Source organism: Sciscionella marina DSM 45152, from assembly GCF_000379465.1.
GTDB lineage: Bacteria > Actinomycetota > Actinomycetes > Mycobacteriales > Pseudonocardiaceae > Sciscionella > Sciscionella marina.
In genome coordinates, this window is record NZ_KB905463.1 from 1 (window position 1) to 1,103 (window position 1,103).

General features: G+C 63.6%; 2 protein-coding genes. Both read right to left on the bottom strand.

Translation table 11 applies throughout. The features are described from left to right. Nucleotides 1-69: 69 nt before the first annotated feature. A complete protein-coding gene (locus A37U_RS0140535) occupies nucleotides 70-666 on the bottom strand; it encodes an IS3 family transposase (protein ID WP_157183361.1) in 597 nt (198 codons plus the stop codon). Beyond that, entirely contained in the window at nucleotides 663-953 is a 291-nt protein-coding gene (locus A37U_RS0140540; protein ID WP_020502381.1) for an IS3 family transposase, read from the bottom strand. The genes A37U_RS0140535 and A37U_RS0140540 overlap by 4 nt, the downstream gene beginning before the upstream one ends. Between the last annotated feature and the right edge of the window lie 150 nt (nucleotides 954-1,103).

Sequence of the window (1,103 nt, forward strand, 5' to 3'; positions counted from 1 at the left end):
GCACGTCAGCACTTCGGACCAGTCACTTCCCGAACCCGCCAACACACACAATAACAACCCAAACCAAGATCAACTTGACCAGAGAGGCGCCGCTCCTGAGTGGAGGTGTCCGTGGGTGATGGCCATGTCCAGGGCGTCAACGACCAGGCTGGTGCGCATATGATCGGCGAGCTGCCATCCGACGGCCATGCGGGTGGCCAGGTCGATGACGGTCGCGAGGTAGAGCCATCCTTCACCGGTTTTGAGGTAGGTGATGTCGCCGACGAACCGCTTTCCCGGCGCATCCGCGGTGAACTCTCGGCCGATCAGATCCGGGCTGTCCACGGGTTCTTCGCCTGGCATTGTGGTGCGTTTGTAGGTGCGGGGCTGGCACCCGGCCAGTCCGAGATCGCGCATCAGGTCGGCGACCAGCCCGACGCTGCACGCGTGACCTTCTCGGTTGAGCTGGGCGGCGACCCGGCGGCAACCGTAGGCGCCCCGGCCCTCGGTGAACACCCGGGAGACGTGGATGCTCAGCCGGCGGCGGCGAGCTTGGGTAGTCGTCTCGGTGGCCACCCGTTGGCGCCAGGCATAAAACGACGAGCGTGGCACCCCGAGTAACCGACACATCCAAGCGATCGGATAGTGGGCCTTCTCCGCGTCGATGACCGCGCAACGCTCCGCTATTGCGACGTCCGCGCGAAGAAGGCCGCGGCTTTTTTCAGGAACTCGTTTTCCATCCGCAACCGGCGGATTTCGTCTTCCATCTCCGCCACGCGAGCACGTTCGGACAGGCTCACCGGCTGCTCAGAGCCGGGGTTTTCCCGCCGCCACGTGTTGACCCAGTTGGCGAGTGTGCCCGCGTTGATCTCTAGATCCCGGGCGACCTCGGCGACCGACTTCTCGGTCTCGATCACCATCTGCACAGCCTCAGCCTTGAACTGAGCACTGAACCTCCGACGCTGCTCGGGCATGCACACATCCTCTCAAACGAGAGGCCCTGTCCAAGATCCTTGGTACACCTCAAGGTGGTTGAGGTCGTTGCGGTTGAAGGTCCAGTCGAAGGGTCGGGCTGTGGCGTTGTAGCGTTTTTCGAAGGCCAGTAGGCGATCGGCGACCGCGGC

Excerpts from the sequence above, each read along its gene's own strand:
- A37U_RS0140540 (WP_020502381.1), bottom strand. The coding sequence starts at position 953 with ATGCCCGAGCAGCGTCGGAGGTTCAGTGCTCAGTTCAAGGCTGAGGCT.